Genomic DNA, 20721 nt, shown 5'->3' with positions numbered 1-20721 from the left:
CGCACCCGCGCGCCCCGAGCGCGCCAGACGAGAGGCCCACCACCGTGGACGCACCCACCTCCGCCCCACCCGCACCCGGCGCCGCCGACCTGCGAACAACACCGTTCCGGGTCGCCGTCCCGCAGGCCGACCTGGACGACCTGGCCGACCGCCTCGCCCGCACCCGCTGGCCCGCAGGACTCGATGAGCACGACCGCGCCGACTGGTCGCGGGGCGTGCCCCCGGACTACCTCAAGGACCTGGTCGAGCACTGGCGGACCTCCTTCGACTGGCGCGCCGTCGAGTCCCGCCTGAACGAGCTGCCCCAGTTCACCGCCACCGTCGACGGCGCGAACCTGCACTTCGCCCACGTCCGCTCGCCCGAGCCCGACGCCACCCCGCTGCTGATCGCGCACGGCTGGCCCGGCTCGTACGTCGAGTTCCTCCGGGTCGTCGGCCCGCTCACCGACCCGGCCGCGCACGGCGGCGACCCGGCCGACGCCTTCCACCTCGTCCTGCCGTCCCTGCCGGGGTTCGGCTTCTCCGGACCCACCACCGGACCCGGATGGGGCCACCGCCGCGTCGCGCGCGCGTTCGGCGAGCTGATGGCGGGCCTCGGCTACGACCGCTACCTCGTCCAGGGCGGCGACTGGGGCATGGCCATCGCCGCAGAACTCGCGCTGCACGACCCCGAGCACGTGGCGGGCGTGCACGTGAACACCCTGCTGACCTTCCCGCCCGACGACCCGGCCGCGCTCGCCGACCTCACCCCCGACGAGACCGCGAGGCTGGCCGCTCTCGCCCGCTACGGCGAGGACGGCTCCGCGCACTTCCGGCTGCTCACCACCAGCCCGCACACCGTCGCCTACGGCCTCACCGACTCCCCGGTCGGCCAGCTCGCCTGGATCGTGGAGAAGTACCGCGAGTGGAGCGACTGCCGGGCCACCCCCGACGAGGTGATCGACCGGGACCTGATGCTGGCCAACACCACCCTGTACTGGCTCACCGCGACCGCCGCGTCCTCCGGCCGGATCTACCACGACTCGCTGGACGGCAGCAACGCCAACACCGGCCGCATCGCGGGCCCGTGGCCGCTGTCCTGCCCGGTGGGCGTCGCCGTGTTCACCCGCGACATCACCCTGCCGCTGCGCCGCTTCGCCGACGCCGTGCTGCCCACCATCGCGCACTGGTCCGAGTTCGACCGGGGCGGCCACTTCCCCGCGCTGGAGGTCCCCGAGCTGTACGCGGGCGACCTCCGCGCGTTCGCCAGGACGGTGCGGGGCGGCTGAGCGCGGACGAGCCGGGCGCGGCAGCCGGGCAACCTGGAAGACGCCTTGCGGTACCGCGCGGTGCCACTATCGGTTCCACCTCCACCACCCAGGCCGCCGCAGCGGGTGGCCCGGCCGCCGCAGAACCCCCATCCCCGGAAACGCCCGGTCCCGCGCGATCACCGGACCGGCGGACACGTGACGGAGCCACTGATGAACAACACCACCGCGCTCTCGCGCGACGAGCTGGTCGGCAGGGCCGCCGAGCTGGCGCCCGCGCTGGCTAAGCACGCGACCTGGCAGGAGGAGAACCGCGTCCTGCACCCGGACGCGATCGCGGCGCTCGCCGACGCCGGACTGCTCAAGCTCACCCTGCCCGCCCGCTACGGCGGCCACGAGTGCGACACCACCACCCTGGTCGACGTGCTGTCCGAGATCGCGCTCGGCGACGGCGCGGCCAGCTGGGTCGCCACGGTCTGGAACATCAGCACCTGGCTGGCGGGCCTGTTCCCGGACGAGGTGCAGGACGAGGTCCTCGCCTCCGGCGACACCCGGATCTGCGGCACGTTCGCCCCGCACGGCGTCGGCGTGCCCACCGACGGCGGCGTCGTGCTCAACGGCCGCTGGAGCTTCAACACCGGGGCCAGGCAGAGCGGCTGGAACGCGCACGCCGCCGTCCGCGCCGCCGAGGGCGCCGACCCGGAGCCGGTGCTGGTGCTGGTGCCGCTCGCCGACATGGAGGTCGTGGACGACTGGCACTCGTCGGGCCTGCGCGGCACCGGCAGCGTCACCACCACCGCGAAGGACGTGTTCGTGCCCGACGCGCGCGTGCTGCCCATGGCCCCGGTGATGCGCGAGGGCAGGCACCGCTCGGCGACCAACGCGGCCTCGCGGCTGTGGAACGTGCCGTTCCTGCCGTGGGCGTGCGCGGTGACCAGCGCGACCGCCTACGGCCTCGCCCGCGCCGCGCGGCAGGCCTTCTTCGAGCGCCTGCCCACCAGGGGCATCACCTACACCGACTACGAGCGGCAGGCGCACGCCCCGATCACCCACCTGCGGGTCGCCGACGCGCAGGCCCGCATCGACGAGTCCGGGTTCCACGTGCACCGGGTCGCCGCGCGGGTCGACGCGAAGACCGGCGCGCCGTGGTCGGTGCAGGACCGGGTGGGCGCACGGCTCGACCTCGGCGTCGGCGTGCAGCGGGCCAAGGAGGCGGTGGACATCCTGGCCGACGCCAGCGGGGCCTCGTCCACCCTGACCACCGTGCCGATGCAGCGGATCGCCCGCGACAGCCAGACCTCCAGCCTGCACGCGTTCGCGCACCCCGACACGAACCTGGAGCTGTACGGCCGGGTCGCGTGCGGCCTGGAGCCGAACACCCAGTTCCTGTAACCGCCGCCCGCCGCCGCTCCCGCCGCCGCACCGGTCCCACCCGGTGCAGAAAAGCGCACTCTGGAAGAAGCCCGCCCCCGCCCGGCAGCCCTAGGGTCACCGGGCGGGGGCCCTGCGAGGAGCTGACGATGGACGGTGGAACCACCACGCGGCTGCCCGGTCCCGACGAGCGCGCGCCCGGACCCCCAGGCGGGTCGGGGCCGCTGTCCTCGGTGACCGTCGACGTCGTCGTCCCGGTGCACGACGAGGAGCGCGCCCTGCCCGGCTGCGTCGCCGTGCTGCACGCCTACTTCACCGAGCACCTGCCGTTCGACTGGACCATCACCGTCGCCGACAGCGGCAGCACCGACCGCACCCGCGCCATCGCGCTCGAACTGGCCGAGGCCCTGCCGCGCGTGCGCGTGGTGTGCCTGGACCGGCGCGGCAAGGGCAGCGCCGTGCGGGCCGCGTGGATCAGCAGCACCGCCGCCGTGGTCGCCTACATGGACGTCGACCTGTCCACCGGGCTGGACGCCCTGGTCCCGCTGCTGGCCGCGCTCGCCGTCGGCCACTCCGACCTGGCCATCGGCTCCCGCCTGGTCCCCGGCGCGCGCACCGTGCGCGGGGCCCGCCGCGAGCTGATCTCGCGCGGCTACAACACCCTGCTCCGCCTCACCCACAAGACCCGCTTCCTGGACGCCCAGTGCGGGTTCAAGGCGGCCCGCTCCGACGTGGTCCGCCCGCTGCTGCGGCACGTCGAGGACGACGCCTGGTTCTTCGACACCGAGCTGCTGCTGCTCGCCGAGCACAACGGGCTGCGCGTGCTGGAGCTGCCGGTGGACTGGGTGGAGGACGTGGACAGCCGGGTCCGCGTCACCCGCACCGCCGCCGCGAACGTGCGCGGCCTGGCCAGGATCGCGCTGGCCAGGCTGTCCGGCGCCGCCTACGTCGCCGGCCTGCCGCCGCGCCCGGCCCCCGCGCCCACCCACCCCGACGCCGTGCTCGGCGGCCAGGCGAGCAGGCTGCGCGCTCTGCTGCTGTTCTGCGTCATCGGGTTCGCCGCCACCGCCACCACCGTCGTGCTCTACACCGCGTTCCGCACCTGGTGGCCGCCGCTGCCCGCGAACCTGGCCGCCGTCGCGCTCAGCGCCCTGCTCACCACCAGCGCCCACCAGCGCTCCACCTCGCTGGGCCGCTCCCGCTCGCCGCTGCAGGCCCTGCTGGTGTTCCTGCTGTACTGCGCCTTCACCTCCGGCTCGCTGCTCGCGCTGACCGCCTTCGCGGCCCGCGCCTCCCGCTGGGCCGAGATCGCCGTGCTGCTCGTCGCGTCCGCCGTCGGCGCGGTCGGGCGGTTCGCCCTGCTGAACACCGCCTTCCGCCGACCAGGGCGGGGGCGGGTCCACGTGCCCCGGCAACGCGAGGAGTCGATCAGGTGACCGGTACCGCTGTTCCCGACAGCCCGGAGCGGAGCCCGGCGCAGGCCCCGCCGCGCACCCTGCTGTGGGGCGCGCTCGCCCTGGCCGCGCTGGTGACCGCGGTGGTGGCCGCCGGTCTCGCGCTCGGCGACGCGATCCCCATGCTGGAGCGCGACTTCAAGGTCTACGACGTGAGCGGGCGCGCGGTGCTCGACGGCGTGTCCCCGTTCGACGTGGCCACCGACGACGGCCTGCTGTTCATCTACTCCCCGTTCTCCGCCCTGCTGTTCACCGCCGTCGCCGTCGTCGGCCTGCACCCGGCGTTCGTGCTGTGGACGTTCGCCTCGCTGCTGGCGCTCACCGCGTCGATCTGGCTGCTCGCCGGGCTCGCCGCCCCCGAGGACCCGCGCCGCCGCGCCCGGTACACCCTGCTCGCGTCGGCCGCCGCGCTGCCCACCGCGCCGGTGTGGGTGATGGTCGGCAACGGGCAGATCAACCTGCTGCTCACCATCCTGGTGCTCGCCGACCTGGTGCGGCGGCCCGGCCGCTGGCAGGGCGTCGCCATCGGGATCGCGGCGGGCGTCAAGCTCACCCCGCTGATCTTCATCCCGTACTTCCTGCTCACCGGCCGCCGCAGGGCCGCGCTGGTGTCCGGCGCGACGTTCCTGGCCACCGCGCTGATCGGGTTCCTGGCACTGCCCGGCCCGACCGGGCAGTGGCTCACCGGGCTGGCCGTGGACACCACCCGGATGATGCCGCCGGACCACGGGCCGTGGAACGAGTCGGTGCGCGGAGTCCTCGGGCAGCTGCCAGGGGTGCTGCACGCGCCGTGGTTCGGGGTGGCGGTGACCGCCGTCGTCGGCGTCGCAGGGCTCGCGGTGTCGGTGTGGGCGAGCAGGCGCGGCCGGGAGGCGGCGGGCATCCTGGCCTGCGCGGTCACCAGCCTGCTGGTGTCCCCGGTGTCCTGGCCGCACCACTGGGTGTGGGTGGTGCCGGGGGTGGCGGCCTGGCTGTGGTGGGCGCTGCGGCGCGGCGAGCGGGCGCACGTCGTCGGCGCGCTGGCGGCGTGGGCGCTGCTGGTCGCCTCGGCGGTGATCACGCTGCTGGACGACTCGCCGGTGGCCGACGTGGCGGTGGGCGTGATCAGCCTGTCCGACGGCGGCCTGCTCGCCCTCAACAGCCTGCCGGTGCTCGGCGGCACGGCCTTCCTGGTCGTGCTCGGGCTGTCCCTGCGCCGCGCCGAACCCCGGCTCGCTGACCACCTGCCCGCGAGCTGAACCGGGCCCGCGGGCCCCGAACCCCGCCGCGCCGTGGCCCCGTGCCACGGCGCGGCGACCCCGCATTCCCTGGCCCGCGCCCCGCCGAAGGCGGTGCGGCGCCACGCGGCCCGCCGCCGCCCTTCCCGCAGGACGACGGAGGTAAGTCGGCATGGGCAAGTACAGAACGCTGCTCGCGCTCGTCGCGCTGCTGCTCTCGCTCACCGCGAGCACCGGCGTCGCGGAACCGTCCCCGGCGGGCGGACCCGCCGGACCAGGCCCCGCCGGGGCGTTCCACGCCGAGTCCGACCGCGCCGCCGAGACCGGGCACCGGGCCCAGAACGAGCGCCTGGTCGCCGGCCTGGGTCCTGGGTTCTCCTCCGGTTCGGCGCGGGTCAACGGCACCTCGCTGCACTACGTCCGGGGCGGCCGGGGCCCCGCCGTGCTGCTGGTGCACGGGCACCCGCAGGACTGGTCCGAGTACCGGGAGGTCATGCCGCGCCTGGCCCGCCGGTTCACCGTCGTCGCCGTGGACCTGCGCGGCATCGGCGGCTCCACCCCGACCCCCGGCGGCTACGACGCCCCGAACCTGGCCGAGGACCTGCGCCAGCTCGTGCGGCGGCTCGACCTCGGCCCGGTGCACGTCGTCGGCCACGACATCGGCGGCATGGTCGCCTACGCCTACGCCCGGCTCAACCCCGCCACCACGCGCGGCGCGATGGTGCTGGACGTGCCGCTGCCCGGCGTCGAGCCGTGGAGCGCGAGCACCGCCGGGCTCTGGCACCTCGGGTTCCACCAGGCCCCAGGGCTGGCCGAGGACCTGATCGACGGCAGGCAGGAGGTGTACCTGAGGTTCGCGCTGCCCGCGCCGACCTTCAGCGACGCCGAGGTGGCCCGCTACAGCCGCGCCTACCGGCCCAAGGCGCGGCTGCGCGCCGGGTTCGAGCTGTACCGGGCGTTCCCGGCGAACGCGGAGTTCAACGCCGCGCGCCGCGAGCGGCTGGACGTGCCGCTGGTGTGGGTGGCGGGGGACCGGTCGATCTTCGCCGGCATCGGCCCCGACGTCGTGCGCGGCCTGCGCGACCTGGGCGCGGCGGACGTGCGCTCCGAGGTGGTCGAGGGCAGCGACCACTACCTGCTGGACCACCGCCCCGACGCCGTCGCCGCGCTGGTCGAGCGCTACGCCTCGCGCTGAGCGGGCTCCCGCCCCGCCTCCGCCCGCCCGGCCTCCGCCGCCTCCGCCGCTTCGACCTCGGCCAGCGCGGCCAGGTAGGCCCGGTCCAGCCGTTCCCCCACGGAGGGACCGGGCCCGCGCGGAGCCAGCCGCGCGGCCGGACCCAGGTGGGTCTCCCGCAGCTCGTCCATGAACTCCTCCCACAGCGCGGGCCCGCCCGAGGCCAGCACCCCGGTGCGCGCGGCGTACTCGTCGCCCGCCCCCAGGTGCCGCACGCCCCAGATGCCCAGCTGCGCGAACACCGGCACCAGGGCGATCGAGCGCTCGGTGAGGCTGTAGACCACCTTCTGCCGGTGCGAGGGGTCGCCGCTCCTGGTCAGCATCCCGTGCTCCACCAGCACCGCGAGCCGGTCGGCCAGGATGTTCGAGGAGATCCGCTCCGGACCGGCCAGCAGCTCGCGGAAGTGCCGCGCGCCCAGGAACGCCACGTCCCGCAGCACCAGCAGCGTCCACCGGTCGCCGAAGATCTCCAGCGACAGGTTCACCGGGCAGGTGGACCTCGTGTCCCTGCGCACCCAGCCACCTCCCCGAACCGGTCCCGCCGATCACGCTACCCGCGCTCGCGCCCGCCGCGCGATCGCCGCCGGGGCGTTGCTCCGGGGGAAAGCGTCCGAACGGGCGCCGCGCGTCGCTGTGACGGCGGCCATAGCCCTGCTACGGTTCGACCGGTTGTAAAACGCAACCGGTCTTGCGGGCGGCGGTGCCGCCGCGCCGCGCACCCACCGCACCCGACGGAAGGCACCCATGAGCGCACAGCAGGCGGGCACGGACGACGAGACGCTCGGCAGGACCAGCGGGAAGGCGAGACTGCTGTTATCGGCGCTCTTCGTCGGCTCGTTCGTGCTCGGCACGGCGGAGCTGCTCATGGTCGGCGTGCTCAACCTCATCGCCACCGACCTCGACGTCTCCATCCCCACGACCGGCACCCTGGTCACCGCGTACGCGCTGGGCGTGGCCATCGGCGGCCCGCTGCTCACCGCCCTCACCATCCGGCTCGACAAGCGGGTCACCCTGATCGGCGCGCTCGCCCTGTTCGCGGTGATCAACGTCGTCCCGGTGCTCCTCGGCCAGTTCGCGCCGTTCCTCGTCGCCAGGGTCCTCACCGGCTCGCTGCACGGCCTGTACGTGGCGGTGGCCTTCATCGCCGCCGTCGCCGTCGTGCCGGAGAACCGCGCTGGCCGGGCGATCTCGGTGGTCTTCTCCGGCTTCGCCCTGTCCGCCGCGCTGGGCGCCCCGCTCGGCACGCTGGTCGGCCAAGGCCTCGGCTGGCGCAACTCGTTCGTGGCCATCACCCTCCTCAGCCTGGTGGCGTGCGCCGCCGTGGCCGCCGTCATCCCGCGCCTGCCCGAGCCCACCGGGGGCAGCGCGGGCGACCAGGCCAGGTACGCGTTCGCCCCGAGGGTGCTGACCGTGCTGCTGCTCGGCGCCCTGCTGTTCGCCTCGTCGTACGGCGCGTTGACCTACCTGGTTCCGTTCCTGGAGCGGGTCACCGGCGTCTCCGGCGCGCTGGTCAGCGTGTTCCTGCTCTGCTACGGCGTGGCCGCCGCCATCGGCTCCTTCAACGGTGGCCGCTTCGCCGACCGCGGCGCCGCCCGCACCATGCTCGTGGGCGGCGTGGGCACGGTGGGCGCCCTGCTGGCCCTGTACCTCGGCGGCACGTCACCGGTGGTGGTGGCGCTGGCCCTGGTCGCCTGGGGCCTGTTCGCCCAGGGCGCCGTCCCCGCCTACCAGTACCGGGTCCTCGAACTGGCCGGGCCGGGCAGCCAGCTGGCGTCGGCGCTGCCCGCGTCGGCGGCGAACGTGGGCATCGCGGTCGGCTCTGCGGTGTGCGGCCTGGCGATCGACGGCGACGCGTCGAGCGCGGTGCTGACGGGCCTGCTCATCGGCGTGGTGGCCATCCCCCTGGCCTGGGCGGCGACCCTGCTCCGCCCGCCGGTGACCACCCCGGCCGCCCCCGCGCGGACCGGAGCCGCCCAGGCGGACGCGGGGGACCGGGCGAGCACCGGGCCCACGACCGCCTGACCGCCGGGGGCGGGCGGTCGACGGCCCGTCGAGCGCCCGCCCCCCGGCGCGCACAGCACTCTGGAACAAGCGCCCGCGACCGGCGCGGTGCCACGATCGGACCGCGCTCCGGACCCGCGCGCCCACCCCGGCGTCCCGCAGCGCGGCGACGCCCCGCGTCCCGGCGGGCGCGCCCCGAGCCGAGGAGGTCGCGGCACATGGCCCAGTTCACCGCGCACGACGAGACCACCGCCCCCGAGCGGTCCCGGCCGCTGCTGGCCGCCGCCAGGAACCGGACCGGCGCCGTCACCGGCCTGGCCGCCGTCATGGCCGAGTCGCCCGAGCTGCTCGCCGGCTACCAGGCGCTCGCCGAGCAGTTCGGCCGCTCCTCCCTGCCCGCGCCCGCCAAGCACGTCGTGTGGCTGGCCGCCAGCGTCGAGAACGACTGCGGCTACTGCGTCGCCGCCCACTCCGCCCTCGCCCTCAAGTCCGGGGTCGACGCGGCCGTGGTCGCCGCGCTGCGCGCCGGCGACCCGCTGCCCGACGAGTCGCTCGACGCGGTCCGCGCCCTCACCCGCGCCGTCGTCGCCGACCGGGGCTTCGTCGCAGACGACGTCGTGGAGCGCTTCCTGGCCGCCGGGCACACCCGACGCCACGTGCTCGACGTCGTCCTCGGCGTCGGCATGAAGACCCTGTCCAACTACACCAACCACCTCGCGGGCACCCCGCTCGACCCGGCCTGGGCCGACCAGGAGTGGCACCGCTGAGCCCGGCCCGCCGGGCCGGGGCCACCGCGCGCCCGCAGGTCCGGACCACCCGCCGGTCCGAACACCCGCAGATCCGAGGAGCACATGGCAGACCAGGACTTCACCACCACCATCGTCGTCGACCAGACCCCCGCCGAGGTGTTCGCCGCCGTCAACGACGTCCGGTCGTGGTGGTCCGGCGACATCGACGGCCCGACCGACCGGCTCGGCCGCGAGTTCCGGTACCGCCACGGCGACCAGCACCGCTGCACGTTCCGGGTGTCCGCGCTGGTGCCGGGCGAGCGGGTCGCCTGGTACGTGGTGGACAACCGCTTCAGCTTCACCGCCGACCGGACCGAGTGGACCGGGAACACCCTCTCGTTCGACATCGCCGAGGTGGACGGCCGCACCGAGCTGCGCTTCACCCAGCACGGCCTGGTCCCCGCCTACGAGTGCTACGAGGTGTGCTCGAACGCCTGGGAGTTCTTCGTCGGCGAGAGCCTCAAGGGCCTCATCGCCGAGGGCGAGGGGCAGCCCATCGAGCGCACCGGCCCGCCCGTCGAGCAGGACGGGGTGCCCGGCGTCCCGGCCGCGAGCCCGATGCCGAGGGTGGTCGAGCAGGCCGAGTGGCAGAAGGCCCGCGACGAGCTCCTCGAAGCCGAGAAGGCCGCCACCCGCGCCCTGGACGAGCTGGCGGCCAGGCGGCGCGCGCTGCCCATGGCGCCGATCGACCGCGAGTACTCCTTCGCCACCCCGGACGGGCCCAGATCGCTGCCCGAGCTGTTCGACGGCCGCGACCAGCTCATCACCTACCAGTTCATGGACAGCGGCCCCGGCCGCCGGTGCCCCGGATGCACCTGGTTCACCGACAACATCCCCGCCACCGCGCCCGCGCTGCTGGCCGAGCACGGCATCACCTGGGTCACGATCTCCGACATGCCCCTGGAGCGGCTCGACGCCCTCTGGGACGGGATGGGCTGGACCCTGCCGCGCGCCTCCTCCCACGGGACCACCTTCTCGCGCGACACCGGCGCGGGGGGCGGGTTCATGCTCAGCGTGTTCCTGCGCGACGGGGACCGCGTCCACCGCACGTACAGCACCACGTCGCGCGGCCTCGACCGGAACGCGTTCGTCACCGGGATGCTCGACCTGACCGCCTACGGGCGCCGCGAGCAGTGGGAGGACTCGCCCAGGGGCTGGCCGCAGCAGCCCACCTTCTACAACCCGAGCGCGATGCCCGAGGGCGCGCGGGCCGTCAGCTTCGGCCGCTTCCGGTAGCACCCCCCGAGCGCGTCCACAGTGGAAGCACGTCCACTGTGGACGCGCTTTCGCGTGAGAACGCTTGCACCGCAGCGCTTCTCGGCCCGGCGTCAGGTCGGCAACGTGGGAGAACCGGGCGCGCGCGCCCCCGTGCCACAGTTCCCAGCGGAGCGGAAGCGCTCGCCACCGACACCCCACCACACCGAGGAGCCCAGATGACGACCATCGACGCGCCGACGAGGGCCGAGCTCGTCGGCCGCGCGGCGGAGCTGGTCCCGCTGATCCGCGAGCACGTCTCCTGGCAGGAGCAGAACCGGGTCCTGCACGAGGAGGTGGTGCGCGGGCTGGTCGACGCCGGGCTGTTCCGGATGCGCGTGCCCACCCGCCTCGGCGGCCACGAGGCCGACGTGCGCACCACCTGCGAGGTGCTGGCCGAGCTGGGCCGCGCCGACGGCTCCGTCGGCTGGACGGTCGCCACCCTCACCATCGGCTCCTGGCTGGTGGGCCTGTTCCCGGACGAGGTCCAGGAGGAGGTCTTCGCCGACCCGGCCGTGCGGGTGTGCGGCTCGGTCAGCCCCGGCGGCGTGCTCGTGCCCACCGAGGGCGGCGCGGTCCTCAACGGCGAGTGGCACTTCAACACCGGCGCCCCGCACAGCCAGTGGGACGTGCACTCGGTGCTGCTGGCCACCGAGGACGGCGGCTACGTCCCCGCCACCGCCGTCGTGCCGATGTCCGACCTGACCGTGGGCGACGACTGGAACACCTCCGGCCTGCGCGCCACCGGCAGCGTCACCACCGCCGCGAAGGACGTGTTCGTCCCGCAGGCCCGCATCCTGCCGATGCTGCCGGTCCTGATGGAGGGCAGGCACCTGTCGCAGCGCAACGCGGACGCCCCCACCTGGAAGGTCCCGTTCATGCCGTACGCCGCCGCCGTCGCGGGCGCCCCCGCGCTCGGCATGGCGCGCGCCGCCTGGGAGGCGTTCTTCGAGAAGCTGCCCAGCCGCAAGATCACCTACACGAACTACGACCGGCAGGCCGAGGCCCCGCTCACCCACCTCCAGGTCGCCGAGGCCGCCACCCTGATCGACGAGGCCGAGTTCCACCTGCGCCGCGCCGCCGACCGGCTCGACTCCGCCGTCGCCGCCGGGCAGCCGCTCGACGTGCTCGCCCGCGTCGCCGCCCGGATGGACGCGGGCGCGGTCTGCCAGCGCGCCAAGGAGGCCGTCGACGTGCTCGGCAACGCCAGCGGCGGCTCGTCCATCTACACCGACCGGCCCATGCAGCGCATCGAGCGCGACGTCCGGGCCATCAACCTCAACGGGATCATGCAGCCCACCACGAACGCGGAGACCTACGGCCGCGTCCTGTGCGGGCTGGAGCCCAACACCCAGTTCATCTAGGCCGTGCGCGCGCCGCCCACCGCGGCGCCCCGCCCCCGGCGTCCCGCCGACGGGCATCCCGCAGTAGTGGCAAGAGCACCCGTAGCAAGAGCACCGAGGAGCGCAGATGACGACCACCGAGGCGCCGGGGCGGACCGAGCTGGCAGGCCGCGCGGCGGAACTGGTCCCCCTGATCCGCGAGCACGCCGCCTGGCAGGAGGAGCACCGGGTGCTGCACGCCGACGTGCTCGCCGGGATCAGGGACGCGGGCCTGCTCAAGATGCGCGTGCCCCTGCGCTACGGGGGGTACGAGTCGGACGTGCGCACCGTGTGCGACGTCGTGGCCGAGCTGGCGCGCGGCGACGGGTCGGCGGGCTGGACCGCCAGCACCCTGACCATCAGCTCGTGGCTGGTCGGCCTGTTCCCCGACGAGGTGCAGGACGAGGTCTTCGCCGACCCGGACGTGCTGATCGGCAGCAGCGTCAGCCCCAACGGCATCGCCGTGCCCGCCGACGGCGGGGTCGTCGTCAACGGCGAGTGGCCCTTCAGCACCGGCGTGCTGCACAGCAGCTGGTTCGCGCACTCCGCCCTGCTGGCCCAGCCGGACGGCGGCTACGTCCCGGTGGTGCTGGCCATCCCGGTGGCCGACCTGGGCGTGGTGGACGACTGGCAGACCGTGGGGATGCGCGGCACCGGCAGCGTCAAGACCGTCGCGAAGGACCTGTTCGTGCCCGAGGCGCGGGTGCTGCCGCTGCTGCCCGTGGTGCTGGAGGGCGTGCACCGGTCCGAGCGCAACGCGGGCGCGGCCATGTGGCGGGCCCCGTTCTCGCCGATCAGCGCGGCGGGGGCGGCGGCCGTCCCGCTCGGCATGGCGCGCGCCGCCCGCGAGGCGTTCTTCGAGCGGCTGCCCGGTCGCAAGATCACGTACACGGACTACGAGAACCAGGCCGAGGCGCCGCTGACGCACCTGCAGGTCGCCGAGGCCACCGTGAAGATCGACGAGGCGGCGTTCCACGTCTACCGCGCCGCCGACCGGGTCGACGGCAAGGTGCGCGACGGCTCGGCGTGGAGCGCGGAGGAGCGCGCGGTGGCGCGGATGGACATGGGCGCGTCCACCAGGCTCGCCAAGGAGGCCGTCGACGTGCTCGTGGGCGCGAGCGGCGGCTCGTCCATCTACGCGGACCGGCCGATCCAGCGCATCGAGCGGGACCTGCGCACGATCAACCTGCACGGGGTGCTGCACCCGGACACGAACCTGGAGCTGTACGGGCGCGTGCTGTGCGGGCTGGAGCCCAACACGCACCTGTTCTGAGCGCGCGGGGGAGCGGCCGGGTCCCGGTGGGGCCCGGCCGCTCCGGCGTGCGCGCCCGCCGCCGTCCCGGCGCGCGGAAGGGGCGGGCCGGTGCTCGACCGGCCCGCCCCCGACGTCCGCGCGTCACATGAAGTCGGTGTTCGGCTCCAGTCCGCACAGCACGCGGCCGTAGGTCTCCGCGTTCGTGCTCGGGTGCATGATGCCGTGCAGGTTCAGCGCCTGGATGTCGCGCGTGATGCGCTGGAGCGCCTTGTCCAGGTAGATGGACGAGCCGCCGCTCGCGTCCGCGAGCAGGTCGACGGCCTCCTTGGCGCGCTCGCACACCAGCCCCGCGTCCATCCTGGCGAGCGCGCGCTCCTCCGCGCTCCACGCCTCGCCCGTCAGCGACTTGGCGTGCAGCCGGTCGGCGGCCCGGTGCAGGTGGAACTCGGCCTGGTCGACGCGCAGCCTCGCCTCGGCCACCCGCAGGTGCGTCAGCGGGGCCTGCGCCTGGTCCGCGTAGTGCGTGTACGCGATCCCCCTCCCCGGCAACCGCTCGAAGAACGCGTCCCAGGCGGCGCGGGCCATGCCGAGCGCGGGCGCGCTCGCCACCGCCACCGCGAACTGCAGGAACGGCACCTGCCACGCCTGGACGCCGATGTTGCGCGCCGACCGGTGCTCGTTGCGCATCGCCACCGGCATCATCTCCAGCACCCGCTCCGGCGGGACGAACACGTCCCGCGCGACGCTGGTGACGCTGCCGGTGCCGCGCATCCCCGAGGTGTGCCAGTCGTCCTCCACCTCCAGCTCCGACACCCGGACCACGGCCAGCGCGGGCACGTGGCCGCCGTCCTTGGCCAGCAGGATCGAGTGCGTGGCCCACTGGCTCTGCCGCGCGCCGGTGTTGAAGTGCCAGCGCCCGGTGAGGGTGTAGCCGCCCTCCACCGGCTCGGCCGTCCCGCCCGGACCGACCGAGCCGCAGAACCGCACGGCCGGGTCGGCGAAGATCTCGTCCTGGGCCTCGTCGGGCAGCAGGCCCGCCATCCAGGTGCCGATCACCCAGGAGCTGAGCGACCAGGACGTCGAACCGTCCGCCCTGCCGATCTCGGCGACCGCGTCGCACACCTCGCGCACCGGCGGCAGCGTCCCGCCGAACGCGGCGGGCAGCCGCATCGCCAGCAGGCCGGACTCCTCCAGCGCCGCGACGACGTCGGGGTGCAGCACCCGGTTCTCCTCCTGCCAGGGGACGCGCGCCCGGATCAGCGGCGCCAGCTCCGCCGCTCGGCCGACCAGGTCGGTGCTCGGTCTCGCCTCGGTGGTTGTCATGTCGTGCTCTCCTTGCGGTGGCGGGGGAAGAGCGGCCCGCGGGGGTTCCCGCCCGGCCAGGAAACCACTGTGGACCAGGTGGGACGCGGGCTCTTTCTCCCACCGTGCCCTCCTTGTTTCGGGTTCCCCGCCAGGGGGAAGCGGGCACCTCCCGGCGCGGCGGCGACAATTCGGCGAGGCATCACACTGTTATTTCCCGCAGGGCGCTGCGGAAATGTCGCAAAACCTTTTACGGGTGTCCTTTCCGGCCGGTCCAACATCACGCTGTTATGCGAAAACAGCAGCTCACATGGCACGATGCGAGAAGCGAGCCGCGTTCGCCTTCCGGCAACCTTGCCCTGTGCGCATTCCGCGCCAACCGCGTCCGACCACTCCGAACCGGGGTGGCGCAATTTCCCGGACGCAATCCCGACGTTCTCGAAGACGGTGAGAGCATGAGCGACGGACGGATCTCGATCGTCGGCATCGGGCTGCGCTACCCCGACGCCGCGACGACCGCGGAGCTGTGGGAGAACGTGCTGGCGGGCAGGCGCGCGTTCCGCAGGCTGCCCGACGAGCGGATGAACCTGGCCGACTACCACTCCCCGGACCCGCAGGCCCCCGACCGGTTCTACGCCACCAAGGCGGCGGTGCTGCGCGACTTCGAGTTCGACCGGGTGCGCTACCGCGTCGCGGGCAGCACCTACCGCTCCACCGACCTCACCCACTGGCTCGCGCTGGACACCACCGCCCGCGCGCTGGCCGACGCGGGCTTCCCGGACGGCGAGGGCCTTCCCCGCCGGACCACCGGCGTCGTGCTGGGCAACAGCCTCACCGGCGAGTTCTCCCGCGCGAACGTGCTGCGGCTGCGCTGGCCGTACGTGCGCCGCACGGTCGCCGCCGCGCTCGCCGCGAAGGGCTGGCCGGACGACGAGACCGCCGGTTTCCTCGACGAGCTCGAAGGCCAGTACAAGGCCCCGTTCCCGCCCATCGACGAGGACACCCTCGCGGGCGGCCTGGCGAACACCATCGCGGGCCGGGTCTGCAACCACTTCGACCTGCGCGGCGGCGGCTACACCGTCGACGGCGCCTGCTCCTCGTCGCTGCTGTCGGTCACCACCGCCGCCAAGTCGCTCGTGGAGGGCGACCTGGACGTGGCGATCGCGGGCGGCGTCGACCTGTCCATCGACCCGTTCGAGGTCATCGGCTTCGCCAAGACCGGCGCGCTCGCCACCGGCGAGATGAAGGTCTACGACCGCGACTCCAACGGCTTCTGGCCCGGCGAGGGCTCGGGCGTGCTCGTGCTGCTGCGCGAGCAGGACGCCCTGGAGCGCGGCCTGCGGATCTACGCCACCATCACCGGCTGGGGCGTGTCCTCGGACGGCAAGGGCGGCATCACCCGGCCCGAGGCGGACGGCCACCGGCTCGCCCTGGACCGCGCCTACGGCCGCGCGGGCTACGGCCTGGGCACGGTGTCCTACTTCGAGGGCCACGGCACCGGCACCGCGCTCGGCGACGCCACCGAGATCGAGGCGCTGTCCTCGGCCCGCCGCGCCGCCGACCCGACCGCGCCACCCGCCGCGCTCGGCACCGTCAAGGGCAACATCGGCCACACCAAGGCCGCCGCGGGCGTCGCCGGTCTGATCAAGGCCGCGCTCGCCCTGCACCACCAGGTCATCCCGCCCGCCACCGGCCACCACGACCCGCACCCGAAGCTCGACGCGGCGGCCGTGCGGGTGCCGCTCGCCGCCGAGCCGTGGCCCGCCGGGCAGCCGCTGCGCGCGGGCGTGTCCGCCATGGGGTTCGGCGGCATCAACACCCACCTCGCCCTGGAGGCCGCCCCCGGCGCGACCCGCGTCGCGGGCGTGGACGAGCGGTCCGCCGCGCTGGTCGCCTCCCGCCAGGACGCCGAGGTGCTGCTGCTCGACGCCGCCGACCGGGCCGGGCTCGCCGAGCGGGTCGCCGAGGTCGCCGCCCTCGTGCCCAAGCTCGCCATGGCCGAGCTGGGCGACCTCGCCGCCGCACTCGCCGCCCGCCTCACCGGCGGCCCGCACCGCGCGGCCCTGGTGATCACCCGCACCGAGGACGCCGAGCGCAAGCTCGACCGCCTGCGCGCCGCCCTCGCCGACGGGTCCCCGCTGTTCGACACCGCCGACGGCGTGTTCCTCGGCGCGGGCGCCGACGCCCCCGGCATCGCGTTCCTGTTCCCCGGCCAGGGCTCCGGCCGGGGCGGCGCGGGCGCGCTGCGCCGCCGCTTCGCCTCCGCCGAGGAGGTCTTCCGCGCCGCCGAGCTGCCCGAGGACGGCGACCAGGTCGCCACCGAGGTCGCCCAGCCGCGCATCGTCGCGGGCTCGCTCGCCGCGCTCGGCGTGCTGCGCGAGCTGGGCGTGGAGGCCGACCGCGCCGCCGGGCACAGCCTCGGCGAGCTGACCGCCGCGCACTGGGCGGGCGCGCTCGACGCGGGCCGCGTGCTGTCCCTGGCCACCGAGCGCGGCCGGGTCATGGCCCACGCGGGCAAGGGCGGCGGCGCGATGGCGGGCCTGGCCACCGGGCCCGAGCGCGCCGCCGAGCTGGCGGCGGGGGAGGACGTCGTGGTCGCCGGCCTCAACGGCCCCGAGCAGACCGTGCTCTCCGGCCCCGCCGACGCCGTCGACCGGGTCCGCGCCGCCGCCAGGGCCCAGGGCGTGCCCGCCACCCGCCTGCCGGTGTCCCACGCCTTCCACTCGCCCCTGGTCGCCCCGGCCGCCGACGCGATGGCCGAGCGCCTGGTCGACTACGACTTCGGCAGGCTCATCCGCCCCGTCCACTCCACAGTCACCGGGGCCCCGCTCGAACCCGACACCGACCTGAGGGCGCTGCTGCGCGAGCAGATCACCGGCCCGGTCCGCTTCCACGAGGCCGCCGCCGGGCTCGCCGAGCACGCCGACCTGGTCGTCGAGGTCGGCCCCGGCCGGGTGCTCACCGGACTGCTCGCCGACATCGCCCCCGGCACCCCCGCGCTCGCCGTGGACACCGACAGCGCCTCGCTCGTCCCGCTGCTCACCGTCGTGGCCGCCGCGCACGCCCTCGGCGCCCCCGTCCGCACCGCCCCGCTGTTCGCCGACCGGGTGGTGCGCGAGCTGCCCCTGGACGGCGCGATGACGTTCCTGGCCAGCCCGTGCGAGACCGCCCCCGAGCTGGACCCGGCGCTGCGCACCACCACCGGCGCCGCGCAGGCCGCCACCGGGACCTCGGCGGCGTCCGCCCAGGCCGAGGGCGAGAGCACCCTGGACCTGCTGCGCAGGCTCGCCGCCCAGCGCGCCGAGCTGCCCCTGGAGGCCCTCACCGAGCACACCCACCCGCTGGACGACCTGCACCTGAGCTCCATCACGGTCGGCCAGCTCGTCAACGAGGTCACCAGGGGCCTCGGCCGCCCCGCGCTGGAGACCAGCCCGAACTTCGCCACCGCCCGCCTCGGCGAGCTGGCCGACCTGATCGACGAGCTGGCCGCCACCGCCCACGACGGCGACCGCGAGAGCGGCGAGGCCCCCGGCGTCGCCCCCTGGGTGCGCCCGTTCCACGTCGCGCACGTCCGGCGCCCGCTGCGGCCCGTCGCGGTCGCCGAACCCGGCGACTGGACCGTGCACGCCCCCGACGGCCACCGCCTCACCACCCACCTGACCGGCGCGCTGCCCGGTGACGGCGTCCTGCTGCTCCTGCCGCCCGACGGCGGCCCCGAGCACGTCGGCCTCGCGCTCGCGGCGGCCCGCGACGCCCTCGCCACCGGGAGGCGGTTCGTCCTCGCCCAGGGCGCGCTGGGCATGTCCGGCCTGGCCCGCACCCTGCACCTGGAGGCCCCGCACCTGCCGGTCACCGTCGTCGACTTGGCCGCCGGGCTGCCCGACCACGCCGCAGCCGCCGCCGTCGTCGCCGAGATCGCGGCGGGCGAGGGCTTCACCCAGGCCCGCTACGCCGCCGACGGCGCCCGCACCGTCCCGGTCCTGCGCGTCGCCGAGACCACCACCCCCGAGACCGCCGGTTCCCCGCTCGGCCCCGACGACGTCCTGCTGGTCACCGGCGGCGGCAAGGGCATCACCGCCGAGTGCGCCCTCGCCATCGCCACCGACACCGGCGCCGCGCTCGCCCTCCTCGGCCGCGCCGACCCCGCCGAGGACGCCGAGCTCGCCGCCAACCTCGCCCGCATGACCGCCGCGGGCGTCCGGCACCGCTACGAGCGCGCCGACACCACCTCCGCCGACCAGGTCGCCGCCGCCGTCACCGGATTCCGCGCCGACCTCGGCGAGGTCACCGCCGTCCTGCACGGCGCGGGCCGCAACGAGCCCACCGCGCTGGCCAACCTCACCGAGGACGCCTTCCGCGCCACCCTCGCCCCCAAGGTCGACGGCCTGCGCACCGTCCTCGACGCGGTCGGCGAGGACAACGTCCGCCTGCTGATCACCTTCGGCAGCATCATCGGCCGCGCGGGACTGCGCGGCGAGGCCCACTACGCCACCGCCAACGACTGGCTCACCGAGCTGACCACCGACTTCGCCCGGCGCAACCCCGGGGCCAGGGCGCTCGCGCTGGAGTGGTCGGTGTGGGCGGGCGCGGGCATGGGGGAGCGGCTGGGCGTCGTCGAGGCGCTCATGCGCGACGGCATCACCCCGATCTCCACCGACGCGGGCATCGCCGTGCTGCGCCGCGTCCTCGCCGACCCGGCCGCCGGTCCCGCGCTGGTCGTCTCCGGCCGCGCCGCCGGGCTGCCCACGCTGGAGCTGGAGCGCGCCGAGCTGCCGCTGACCCGGTTCACCGACCGCGTCGTCGTGCACTACCCCGGCGTGGAGCTGGTCACCGAGGCCGACCTGTCCGGCGGCAGCGACCCGTACCTGGAGGACCACCTGCTCGACGGCGACCTGCTGTTCCCGGCCGTCGTCGGCATGGAGGCCATGACCCAGGTCGCCGCCGCCCTCACCGGCCGCACCGGACCGCCGCTGCTGGAGGACGTGCGGTTCCTGCGCCCCGTCGCGATCCGCCCCGGCGGCGCGCTGACCGTGCGCCTGGCCGCGCTGGTCACCGGTCCCGACACCGTCGAGGTGGTCGTCCGCGCCGAGGACACCGGGTTCTCCGCCGACCACTTCCGCGCCACCGTCCGCCTGCCCCGCCCCGCCCTGCCCGCCGAGCCGGTCGACCCCGCGCCCGCGCTGCCGCCGGTGCCGGTCGACCCGGTCACCGAGCTGTACGGGGGAGTGCTGTTCCAGGGCAAGCGGTTCCAGCGCCTCCAGGCCTACCGCACCGCCTCCGCCCGGCGCGCCGTCGCCGAGGTCGCCACGACCTCCGCCGCGACCTGGTTCGCCCCGTTCCTGCCGCAGGAGCGGCTGCTGGCCGACCCCGGCGCCCGCGACGTGATGATGCACGCCATCCAGTGCTGCGTCCCCGACGCGGTCCTGCTGCCCCAGAGCGTCGAGCGGCTGCACCTGGCCGACCCCACGGCCAAGGCGGGGGAGTACGTGGTCCTGGACGCCCGCGAGCGCTCCCAGGACGGCGACAGCTACACCTACGACCTGGACGTGCGCGACCCGTCCGGCGCCCTGGTGGAGCGCTGGGACGGCCTGGTGCTGCGGGCCGTGCGCAAGCGCGACGGCAAGGGCCCGTGGACCCCGACCATGCTCGGCCCGCACCTGGAGCGCGCCCTGGAGCGCGTCCTCGGCGGCAGCCGCGCCGTCGTGGTCGAACCCGACCCGGCCGAGGGCGGAGAGCGCCGCGCCCAGACCGCCCTCGCGCTCTCCCGCGCGCTCGGCGCCCCGACCGAGGTCCGCTACCGCCCCGACGGCAAGCCCGAGGTGACCGGGCACGCCGTGTCCGCCTCGCACGGCGCGGGCCTGACCCTGGCCGCCACCGCGCCCGGCGGCAGGCTCGGCGTCGACGTCGAGACCGCCGCGCCCCGCACCGAGGACGACTGGGCCGCGCTGCTCGGCCGCGCCCCGCTGGCCGTGCGGGACCTGCTGGTCCGCGAGACCGGCGAGGACCCCTCCACGGCGGGCACGCGGGTGTGGGGAGCGCTGGAGTGCCTGCGCAAGACCGGGTCCACCACGCAGGCGCTCGCCCTGGAGCGGGTCCACCCGGACGGGTGGGTCGTGCTGTCCACCGGGGACGCCCGCGTCGCCACCTGGACCACCACCGTCGACGACCGCCCCGAGCCGGTCGTGTTCGCCGTGCTCGCCGGACAGGAGGACTGAC

The 20721-nt window shown here is 75.4% G+C and carries 13 protein-coding genes; 11 read left to right on the top strand and 2 right to left on the bottom strand.

All coding sequences use genetic code 11. From position 1 onward, the window contains the following. The first annotated feature begins 44 nt into the window (after positions 1-44). The 5 genes from LV78_RS14765 (at position 45) to LV78_RS14745 (ending at position 6484) form a co-directional block, all read left to right on the top strand. Positions 45-1268: an epoxide hydrolase family protein gene (locus LV78_RS14765; protein ID WP_253845842.1), complete on the top strand. Its 1224-nt coding sequence runs from the start codon at positions 45-47 to the stop codon at positions 1266-1268. 192 nt (positions 1269-1460) lie between these two features. Beyond that, a complete protein-coding gene (locus LV78_RS14760) occupies positions 1461-2639 on the top strand; it encodes an acyl-CoA dehydrogenase family protein (protein WP_253845841.1) in 1179 nt (392 codons plus the stop codon). 128 nt (positions 2640-2767) lie between these two features. After that, entirely contained in the window at positions 2768-4054 is a 1287-nt protein-coding gene (locus LV78_RS14755) for a glycosyltransferase (RefSeq protein ID WP_253845840.1), read from the top strand. Continuing rightward, positions 4051-5310 (top strand): glycosyltransferase 87 family protein, encoded by a 1260-nt coding sequence (locus tag LV78_RS14750; RefSeq protein WP_253845839.1) that lies wholly within the window; start codon positions 4051-4053, stop codon positions 5308-5310. Before LV78_RS14755 ends, LV78_RS14750 begins: the two co-directional genes overlap by 4 nt. A gap of 151 nt (positions 5311-5461) precedes the next feature. Then, positions 5462-6484, top strand: coding sequence for an alpha/beta fold hydrolase (locus tag LV78_RS14745; RefSeq protein ID WP_253845838.1), 1023 nt, complete (start codon positions 5462-5464; stop codon positions 6482-6484). Here LV78_RS14745 and LV78_RS14740 read toward each other — a convergent pair. Continuing rightward, the gene (locus LV78_RS14740) at positions 6469-7038 is read right to left on the bottom strand and encodes a winged helix-turn-helix transcriptional regulator (protein ID WP_253845837.1); all 570 of its coding nucleotides are present in this window, start codon (positions 7036-7038) and stop codon (positions 6469-6471) included. The genes LV78_RS14745 and LV78_RS14740 overlap by 16 nt on opposite strands. Positions 7039-7267: 229 nt before the next feature. On the opposite strand from LV78_RS14740, the gene LV78_RS14735 reads away from it, so the two are divergent. The 5 genes from LV78_RS14735 to LV78_RS14715 all read left to right on the top strand — a co-directional run bounded on the left by LV78_RS14735 (position 7268) and on the right by LV78_RS14715 (position 13221). After that, positions 7268-8545, top strand: a complete 1278-nt coding sequence (locus tag LV78_RS14735) for an MFS transporter (protein WP_253845836.1) — start codon at positions 7268-7270, stop codon at positions 8543-8545. A 197-nt stretch (positions 8546-8742) separates the two neighbouring features. Next, on the top strand, positions 8743-9291 hold the full coding sequence (locus tag LV78_RS14730) for a carboxymuconolactone decarboxylase family protein (RefSeq protein ID WP_253845835.1): 549 nt from the start codon (positions 8743-8745) through the stop codon (positions 9289-9291). Positions 9292-9375: 84 nt separating this feature from the next. Then, positions 9376-10548 carry a DUF899 family protein gene (locus LV78_RS14725; protein ID WP_253845834.1) on the top strand — a complete coding sequence of 391 codons (1173 nt, stop codon included), beginning with the start codon at positions 9376-9378 and terminating at the stop codon, positions 10546-10548. 197 nt (positions 10549-10745) lie between these two features. After that, positions 10746-11930, top strand: a complete 1185-nt coding sequence (locus LV78_RS14720) for an acyl-CoA dehydrogenase family protein (protein ID WP_253845833.1) — start codon at positions 10746-10748, stop codon at positions 11928-11930. A 106-nt stretch (positions 11931-12036) separates the two neighbouring features. Beyond that, positions 12037-13221, top strand: a complete 1185-nt coding sequence (locus tag LV78_RS14715) for an acyl-CoA dehydrogenase family protein (protein WP_253845832.1) — start codon at positions 12037-12039, stop codon at positions 13219-13221. Between the two features lie 123 nt (positions 13222-13344). Here the strand turns inward: LV78_RS14715 and LV78_RS14710 are convergent, their stop codons facing one another. Further along, the gene (locus tag LV78_RS14710) at positions 13345-14526 is read right to left on the bottom strand and encodes an acyl-CoA dehydrogenase family protein (protein WP_253845831.1); all 1182 of its coding nucleotides are present in this window, start codon (positions 14524-14526) and stop codon (positions 13345-13347) included. 434 nt (positions 14527-14960) lie between these two features. Between LV78_RS14710 and LV78_RS14705 the strand changes: the two genes are divergently transcribed. Further along, positions 14961-20720, top strand: coding sequence for a type I polyketide synthase (locus LV78_RS14705; protein WP_253845830.1), 5760 nt, complete (start codon positions 14961-14963; stop codon positions 20718-20720). Position 20721 lies beyond the last annotated feature (1 nt).

The organism is Actinosynnema pretiosum (assembly GCF_024171695.1).
In the GTDB taxonomy this organism is placed as follows: Bacteria; Actinomycetota; Actinomycetes; order Mycobacteriales; family Pseudonocardiaceae; genus Actinosynnema; species Actinosynnema pretiosum.
This window is presented reverse-complemented; position numbering and strand designations above follow the sequence as displayed.

What these genes read in the sequence shown, in the direction of transcription:
- LV78_RS14725 (WP_253845834.1), top strand. Translation starts at nt 9,376, where the DNA reads ATGGCAGACCAGGACTTCACCACCACCATCGTCGTCGACCAGACCCCC.
- LV78_RS14710 (WP_253845831.1), bottom strand. Translation starts at nt 14,526, where the DNA reads ATGACAACCACCGAGGCGAGACCGAGCACCGACCTGGTCGGCCGAGCG.
- LV78_RS14715 (WP_253845832.1), top strand. Translation starts at nt 12,037, where the DNA reads ATGACGACCACCGAGGCGCCGGGGCGGACCGAGCTGGCAGGCCGCGCG.
- LV78_RS14745 (WP_253845838.1), top strand. Translation starts at nt 5,462, where the DNA reads ATGGGCAAGTACAGAACGCTGCTCGCGCTCGTCGCGCTGCTGCTCTCG.
- LV78_RS14735 (WP_253845836.1), top strand. Translation starts at nt 7,268, where the DNA reads ATGAGCGCACAGCAGGCGGGCACGGACGACGAGACGCTCGGCAGGACC.
- LV78_RS14705 (WP_253845830.1), top strand. Translation starts at nt 14,961, where the DNA reads ATGAGCGACGGACGGATCTCGATCGTCGGCATCGGGCTGCGCTACCCC.
- LV78_RS14730 (WP_253845835.1), top strand. Translation starts at nt 8,743, where the DNA reads ATGGCCCAGTTCACCGCGCACGACGAGACCACCGCCCCCGAGCGGTCC.
- LV78_RS14755 (WP_253845840.1), top strand. Translation starts at nt 2,768, where the DNA reads ATGGACGGTGGAACCACCACGCGGCTGCCCGGTCCCGACGAGCGCGCG.
- LV78_RS14720 (WP_253845833.1), top strand. Translation starts at nt 10,746, where the DNA reads ATGACGACCATCGACGCGCCGACGAGGGCCGAGCTCGTCGGCCGCGCG.
- LV78_RS14760 (WP_253845841.1), top strand. Translation starts at nt 1,461, where the DNA reads ATGAACAACACCACCGCGCTCTCGCGCGACGAGCTGGTCGGCAGGGCC.